We start from the raw sequence: 7535 nt of genomic DNA on the forward strand, positions 1-7535 counted from the left end.
CAGATCCAGGGCAAGAATAAAAAACAGAATCTGCCAGGACCCAAGACATGCACCCATGACCAGCACCATACAGGCAGCATAGGAGATAATCCGGGTTGTCTGGGTAATGGGGCTGGTATCATTGGCGCAGATGATATCAAGATACTCAAATGTCGCAAAAACAGAAACCCCGGATACCAGTGCGGCAAATACCAGTATGGACCCTTTAATAATAACCCAGAGCAGAAAAGGTGTAAGAACTAGTGCGGTGAGCCATCGTTTGAAGTGCTGCATCATACTTTCCCGAAACGCCGGTCCCGTTGCTGGTAATCAATTAAAATCTGATAAAACTCCTGCCTGGTGAAATCAGGCCAGAGCGTCGGTGTAAATGCCAGTTCAGAATATGCGGCCTGCCACATGAGAAAATTGGAAAGCCTGAACTCTGCAGACGTACGGATAATAAGGTCCGGGTCCGGCATGCCGGCGGTATAGAGGTGATCGGAAACCGTTTTATCCGTAATATTTTTGGCCTCAAGTATTCCGGATTTGATTTTTGCGGCAATCTGTTGAACCGCCCTGGTAATTTCTTCCCGTGCCCCGTAGCTTATGGCCAGATTCAGGATCATGGCTGAATTCTTTTCCGTAGCAGCCATGGCCTGTTCAGCTTCCTTTCGTACGTCGTCGGGAAGCCGTTCAATCTGGCCGATGATATTAAGCCGGATATCCTTTTTTCGGATCTCTTCGGTTTTGGTCTTAAGAAAACCTTTAAGCAGATGCATCAGGGCCTTGACCTCGTCCTTGGGCCTGGCCCAGTTTTCCGTGGAAAAGGCATACAGGGTGAGTACATCAATTCCCAGTTCCCTGCAGGACGTGACAACTTCTTCAACGGTTTGCGCTCCCTGTTCATGCCCTTTAACCCGGTTCATCAGCCTTTTTTTTGCCCAGCGGCCGTTTCCGTCCATGATAAATGCCACATGGGCAGGAAGCAGGTTAAGATCAAGTTCAAGTTCATCAGGCACCTGGATCTTGGAATCAGACTTCAAGGATTTCCTTTTCCTTGGCGGCAAAGATGCTGTCCAGTTTTTTGATGGAAGCGTCGGTGAGTTCCTGGACCTGTTTCTGGGCGTTGAAACTGTTGTCTTCGGAAATATCGCCCTCTTTCTGGAGTTCCTTGAGCATCTCGTTGGAATCCCGGCGGATATTTCTGACGGCCACCTTGAAATCCTCACAGGTTTTGGCCACACTTTTTACGATCTCTTTCCTGCGCTCCTCGGTCAGCGGCGGGATGGAAATGCGAATCAGCTTACCGTCATTGGAAGGTGTAAGTCCGAGATTTGCCTTTAATATCGCTTTTTCCACCTCATTGATCACTGACGCGTCCCAGGGTTTTACGGTGAGCAACCGGCTTTCAGGCACCGATACAGTAGCCATCTGGGGAAGGGGGGTCTGTGTGCCGTAGTAATCCACCCTGACATTGTCAAGTATGGACTGAGAGGCCCTTCCGGTACGCACTTTACCAAGTTCGGCTTCAAAGGTTTTCTCGGATTTTCTCATGCGTTCTCTGGTTTCTTCAAGCACTTCATTAATCATATTCACACGTCCGTTAATTATTATAAATCCGTGTACCGATTTCCCCGCCCGTGACCGCTTTATAAATATTATCGGCCTTGTGCAGGTTGAGCACCTGTAAAGGAAGATCCTGTTCCATGGCAAGGGATATGGCTGTCATATCCATGACATGAAGCTGTTTTTCAATCACCTGCATATACGACAGCTTATCAAACATCACAGCATCATCATGGACCTGGGGATCCTTATCATACACCCCATCCACCTGAGTAGCCTTGAAAAGAATCTGGGCGCGAACCTCGTTGGCGCGAAGCACTGCCGCCGTATCTGTTGTAAAGTAAGGGTTGCCGGTACCGGCAGCAAAAATCACCACCCTGCCCTTTTCCAGATGGCGGATGGCTTTCCTGCGGATAAACGGCTCTGCCACCCTGTCCATGCGGATGGCAGACTGAACCCGGGTGGGGATATCGTGCTTTTCCAAGGCATCGCACAGGGCCAGGCTGTTAATAACAGTGGCCAGCATGCCCATATTATCGGCAGAAGTCCGGTCCATGCCGGCAGAAGACCCTGCTACCCCGCGAAAGATGTTGCCGCCACCCACAACAATTGAAATCTCGACACCCAGACGGAATACCTTGACCACTTCACCAGCCACATAGTTTATCATCTCGGGCGTAATGCCGTAGCCCTGATTACCCATCAGGGCTTCGCCACTCAACTTGATCAGAACCCGTTGAAACTCAGGCTTTGTATCCAAGAATTATTCTCCTATCTGGAAACGTGCAAATCTTTTGATCTGAATATTTTCGCCGATCTTTCCGATGGTTTCCTTGAGAACATCTTCAACGGTTTTCTGGGAATCTTTAATGTACTGCTGGCTTAACAGGCAGACGTCCTTATAAAATTTTTCCACCTTGCCGTCCACGATTTTATCAATGATATTTTCGGGCTTGCCTTCTTCCAGCATCTGGGCGCGGTAGATTTCACGCTCTTTTTCGATGACGGACGGATCCACGTCTTCGGGAACCAGACCCGCCGGATTGGCAGCAGCGATGTGCATGGCAATATCTTTGGCAAAATTTGAAAAATCTTCGGTTTTTGCCACGAAATCAGATTCGCAGTTCACTTCAAGCAGCACACCCAGTTTTGCACCGGTATGGATGTAGGAGTAGATAATACCTTCGCTGGTGGACCGCCCTGCGCGCTTGGCTGCTTTGGCCAAACCTTTTTTGCGCAAAAGATCAATTGCTTTGTCCAAATCTCCGTCAGCCTCGGCCAGGACTCTTTTGCAGTCCATAATCCCCGAGCCGGTGGCACCACGAAGCTCCTTTACCATTTGTGCAGTAATCTCAGCCATTCTGTATGCTCCTTTGTTTCGTATATTTAAAATCTTTGTTATTTCTAGATATCAGCAACTACAGGTTCTTGGGTTTCTGAACTTTCCAAGGCGGCTGTTTTCCTTTTGATTTTCTCAATCACAGGTCCGTCTGTGCCGTCAGAAACAACCTCAATACCGATTTGTCCACCGACAACATCAGATACCTTGCCTTCGCCTTCATCCTTGTCTGACTGCGCACGCTGCCGCTCTTCCCAGATCTGACGGCCTTCAATTGCGGCATCGGCAATCCGGGAGGCAAACAAACGGATGGAACGAATGGCGTCATCGTTGCCGGGAATGACATAATCAATATCATCGGGGTCACAATTGGTGTCCACCACGGCCACAATGGGGATACCCAGTCGTTTTGCCTCTTTTACGGCAATGGTCTCATTTTTGGAATCAATAATGAACAGGGCTGCGGGCAGCTTTTTCATATTTGAAATACCGCCAATGGCAAACTCCAGTTTTGCCTTTTCTTTAAGCATTTTTGCCTGTTCTTTTTTGGGATAATTTTCCAAAGTACCGTCATTTTCAATGGAATTTAAAAAATGAAACCGGGAAATATTATTTTTTATGGTCTGGAAATTGGTCAGCATGCCGCCCAGCCACCGGTTTTCAACATAAAAACTTTCCGCCCTGTTGGCTTCTTCGTAAATGGCTTCGGAGGCCTGTTTTTTTGTACCCACAAACAGCACATCACCACCGTTTGCAGCAATGTTTTTAATGAAATCATGGGCCTGTCTGTACAATTTGACGGTCTGCTGAAGGTCAATAATGTAGATCCCGTTTCTGGCACCGAAAATGTACCGTTTCATTTTGGGGTTCCAGCGTTTGGTCTGATGTCCGAAATGTACCCCTGCTTCCAGTAATTCTTTAATTGTGATGTAAGCCATTTTTTCTCCAGTTTTTTCAATGGTTTTTAATGTTCATCCACTTCCTTCATCCCCGAAATCGACTTTTAAAAAGCACCGGATCACAGGTCCGCAAGTGTGTGTTCTATGTTTGCAAAAGCAAAATCCAAATTTCTATATCAAAAAGAGAGGGAACAATCAATTTATTTTTTGAAAACCGCCAGCCGGTAATGCCCGGCAAGATCCTTGATAAAATCCAGTTCAGTCACCCAGGAAAACCTTTCAGCAACGGTTTTTACCAGGGGTTTCTGGTCAAATCCGATCTCAAGAATCAAACGTCCGGAAGGCAAAAGTCTGTCACCGGTCTGGGCAAGAATCATCCTGACGGCGTCCAGGCCGTCCGCCCCCCCATCCAGAGCCAGGCGGGGTTCACAATCCCTGACCTCCGGTTCCAGAAATTCAATGTCGGCACTGGGGATATACGGCGGGTTGGACAGGATCAGGTCAAACAATGCCTGGGGTGCCACTGCTGCAAGCCAGTCCCCTCTGAATAACGACACCGGGGTCCGGGCAAAGGCTTTTGCATTGGCACGGGCTATGGCAAGTGCAACCGAAGAGAGTTCACTTCCAAAATAGAGATGACCTGGACAGGCATTGGCAATGGAAATAATCACCGCACCGGACCCAACCCCAAGCTCCATCACCCGGGCCTGCCTGCCGCACTGTTTTATTTCTGACAAGATGTCCACAGCCGTTTCCACCAGGGTTTCCGTATCCGGCCTGGGGATGAGTACGCCCGGGGCAACCTTGAACTGCTCCTTGAAAAATCCTTTACGGCCTGTGATATAAGCCACAGGCTCCCTTGCGATCCTGCGCCGGATCAGGGCTTTAAAATCTGAAAGCTCCTGCTTTTCCAAAGGCCGGTCATGCTGGAGGTAAAGATCAAGACGCCGCAGCCCCAGGGCCTGGGCCAAAAGGATTTCAGCCGTAAGCCTGGGGCTGTCAATACTACGCTGTGAAAAATAGGTGTCTGTCCAGGAAAGAATGGATTTTATGGTCCAGGCATCCACAGATCAGCGCTCCCGGATTAGTTATCTTTCAGCGCCAGGGCCTGATTGTACGCTCTTAAGGCATCAATAACTTCCTGGATCTCGCCTTCCATGATACTGTCCAGCCGGTACAGGGTCAGACCGATACGATGGTCGGTCATCCGGCCCTGGGGAAAATTATATGTGCGAATGCGCCCGGACCGGTCACCTGTACCCACCTGCCCTTTCCGATCAGCAGCCCGCTTGGCCTCCTCTTCCTGGATCTTGGCATCAAGAATACGGGACTTAAGAACATTTAAGGCCTTGGCCTTATTTTTATGCTGGGATTTTTCATCCTGGCAAGTGGCCACAACGCCTGTGGGAATATGGGTAATGCGGACAGCGGAATCCGTGGTATTTACGGACTGGCCACCAGGGCCCGAAGAACGGAACACATCCACTTTCAGATCCGCAGGATTGAGGTCAATATCCACATCCTCGGCTTCGGGCAGCACTGCTACGGTAACCGCAGAGGTGTGAACACGGCCCTGGGTTTCAGTTTCAGGAACCCGTTGAACCCTATGGATACCGCTTTCATATTTGAACTGGGAATAGGCGCCTTTGCCCTGCACCATGGAAACCACTTCCTTGAAGCCACCAGAAGCCGAGACGTTCTTCTCGATGATTTCAATCTTCCAGTGTTTGGACTCTGCGTACCTTGTGTACATGCGGAAAAGATCTCCGGTAAAAATGCCGGCTTCTTCACCGCCGGTGCCGGCCCGGATTTCCAGAATGACATTTTTCTCATCCCGGGGATCCTTGGGCATCAAAAGCATATTAAGCCGCTCATGAAGCTGGGCGATTCTGGACTCAAGTATGGGGATCTCTTCCTTGGCCATGGCCCGGATCTCAGGATCACTGTCCTTGAGAAGCGCCTTGGCTTCCTTGATCTCTTCCCCTGCACCTGCATATTCCCGGAACACCGGCACAATCTTGTTCAACTCACCGTGTTCCCTGAGATATTCCTGGTACTTTTTCTGATCCGCCATCACTGCGGGATCACTAAGCAGATGCTCAATCTTTATGAATCGTTCTTCAATGCCTTTTAGTTTTCTGATCATGGTCAAATCGCCCCGGATGAAAATTCAAAAAGGGGTCTTTGTTCAAGACCCCTTTTGCATACCTGCCGATATAACAGCTAAACCAGTTTGGTTGCGTCAAACCCTGCGTATTTTTTCTTGAAGCGGTCAATACGGCCGGCAGAGTCGACCAGTTTCTGCTTCCCGGTAAAGAAGGGATGGCACTGAGAACAAATTTCCACCTTGATATTCTCTTTTGTGGAACCGATGTCAAAGGTTGCGCCACAGGCACAGGTTGCTGTTGTCCTGGTGTAGTTCGGATGGATGTCTTTTTTCATCTTACACGTAGCTCCTTGCAGTCTTCGTTATAAAAGACTTAAATAAAATATTAGGTTAACCCCTAACAGGTCTTTTAATAATTTTCTCTTATGTATTCATCATTTCAAGAAATTCTTTATTATCCTTTGTTCCGTTCATTTTTTCAAGCAAAAACTGCATTGCATCCACAGAATTTAAAGTTGAAAGCAATTTTCTTAAGATCCAGACCCGATTCAGCACATCAGGCTCAAGGAGCAGCTCCTCTTTCCGGGTACCGGAACGGTTCATATCAATGGCAGGGAATACACGCTTGTCCGCAAGCTTTCGATCAAGTACGAGTTCCATGTTACCTGTACCCTTGAATTCTTCAAAAATAACCTCATCCATTCTGGACCCGGTATCCACAAGCGCTGTGGCAATAATGGTCAGGCTGCCGCCTTCCTCTATATTTCTGGCTGCCCCGAAAAACCGTTTGGGGCGGTCCAAAGCATTGGAATCCACACCACCGGACAGAATTTTTCCGGAAGGCGGCATCACCGCGTTATAAGCCCTTGCAAGGCGTGTAATACTGTCTAAAAGAATCACGACATCATGGCCCTGTTCCACAATTCTCTTGGCCTTTTCAATTACCATTTCAGCCACCTGCACATGGCGTTCTGAAGGTTCGTCAAAGGTGGAGGAGATCACTTCCGCGTCTACTGAACGGGCCATGTCCGTCACCTCTTCGGGGCGTTCATCAATGAGCAGAATCATGGGAACCAAATTTTTATGGGCCTTGATCATGGAATTGGCAATGTTCTGGAGCAACATGGTCTTGCCGGCCTTGGGCGGGGACACGATAAGGCCGCGCTGGCCGAATCCGATGGGGGACATCAGATCAATGACCCGCATGGAATAGTTGTCAGACTCTGACTCAAGGTTCATTTTACGATCCGGATACAGGGGCAGAAGGTTATCAAACAAAATCGTTTCAGCCGCCATTTCAGGATTCATAAAATTGACGGCCTCCACTTTCAGCAATGCAAAATACCGTTCAGAATCCTTGGGCTGGCGGACCTGGCCGGAAATGGTATCTCCGGTACGCAGATTAAACCGCCGAATCTGGGAGGGAGATACATAAATATCGTCAGGACCGGCCAGGTAATTGTACCCTGGGGCTCTCAAAAAACCAAATCCATCCGGAAGGATTTCAAGGGTGCCTTCACCGTAGATCTGCCCGCTTTCTTCAATATTGGCCTGGAGCAGGGCAAAAATCAGCTCCTGTTTCTTCAGGCCGCCAATCCCCTGAATATTATACTTTTTGGCAAGTTTGGTGAGCTCACTGATTTTC

Annotated in this window: 9 protein-coding genes and 1 pseudogene; all 10 read right to left on the minus strand. The window is 48.7% G+C overall.

Annotation, left to right across the window (positions count from 1 at the left end; genetic code table 11):
- A pseudogene (locus AB7U36_RS14490) lies at positions 1-276 on the minus strand (phosphatidate cytidylyltransferase); the annotation flags it as partial.
- Positions 273-1022, minus strand: coding sequence for an isoprenyl transferase (locus tag AB7U36_RS14495; RefSeq protein ID WP_428160448.1), 750 nt, complete (start codon positions 1020-1022; stop codon positions 273-275). The pseudogene AB7U36_RS14490 and the gene AB7U36_RS14495, both read right to left, overlap by 4 nt.
- Positions 1012-1569, minus strand: a complete 558-nt coding sequence (gene frr, locus AB7U36_RS14500) for a ribosome recycling factor (RefSeq protein ID WP_428160449.1) — start codon at positions 1567-1569, stop codon at positions 1012-1014. The genes AB7U36_RS14495 and frr overlap by 11 nt, the downstream gene beginning before the upstream one ends.
- Positions 1570-1582: 13 nt before the next feature.
- Complete coding sequence (gene pyrH, locus AB7U36_RS14505; RefSeq protein ID WP_428160450.1) at positions 1583-2305, minus strand: UMP kinase; 723 nt, start codon at positions 2303-2305, stop codon at positions 1583-1585.
- A 3-nt stretch (positions 2306-2308) separates the two neighbouring features.
- Positions 2309-2905, minus strand: coding sequence for a translation elongation factor Ts (gene tsf, locus AB7U36_RS14510; protein ID WP_428160451.1), 597 nt, complete (start codon positions 2903-2905; stop codon positions 2309-2311).
- A gap of 44 nt (positions 2906-2949) precedes the next feature.
- Positions 2950-3822 (minus strand): 30S ribosomal protein S2, encoded by an 873-nt coding sequence (rpsB, locus tag AB7U36_RS14515; RefSeq protein WP_428160452.1) that lies wholly within the window; start codon positions 3820-3822, stop codon positions 2950-2952.
- Positions 3823-3983: 161 nt separating this feature from the next.
- The gene (gene prmC, locus AB7U36_RS14520) at positions 3984-4850 is read right to left on the minus strand and encodes a peptide chain release factor N(5)-glutamine methyltransferase (RefSeq protein WP_428160453.1); all 867 of its coding nucleotides are present in this window, start codon (positions 4848-4850) and stop codon (positions 3984-3986) included.
- A gap of 17 nt (positions 4851-4867) precedes the next feature.
- Positions 4868-5929 carry a peptide chain release factor 1 gene (gene prfA / locus AB7U36_RS14525; protein WP_428160454.1) on the minus strand — a complete coding sequence of 354 codons (1062 nt, stop codon included), beginning with the start codon at positions 5927-5929 and terminating at the stop codon, positions 4868-4870.
- Positions 5930-6006: 77 nt separating this feature from the next.
- Positions 6007-6225: a 50S ribosomal protein L31 gene (gene rpmE / locus AB7U36_RS14530; protein ID WP_428160455.1), complete on the minus strand. Its 219-nt coding sequence runs from the start codon at positions 6223-6225 to the stop codon at positions 6007-6009.
- A gap of 88 nt (positions 6226-6313) precedes the next feature.
- Positions 6314-7535, minus strand: a 1222-nt coding sequence (gene rho / locus AB7U36_RS14535; RefSeq protein WP_428160456.1) for a transcription termination factor Rho, incomplete at its 5' end; no start/stop codon positions are given.

The organism is Desulfobacter sp. (genome assembly GCF_050177295.1).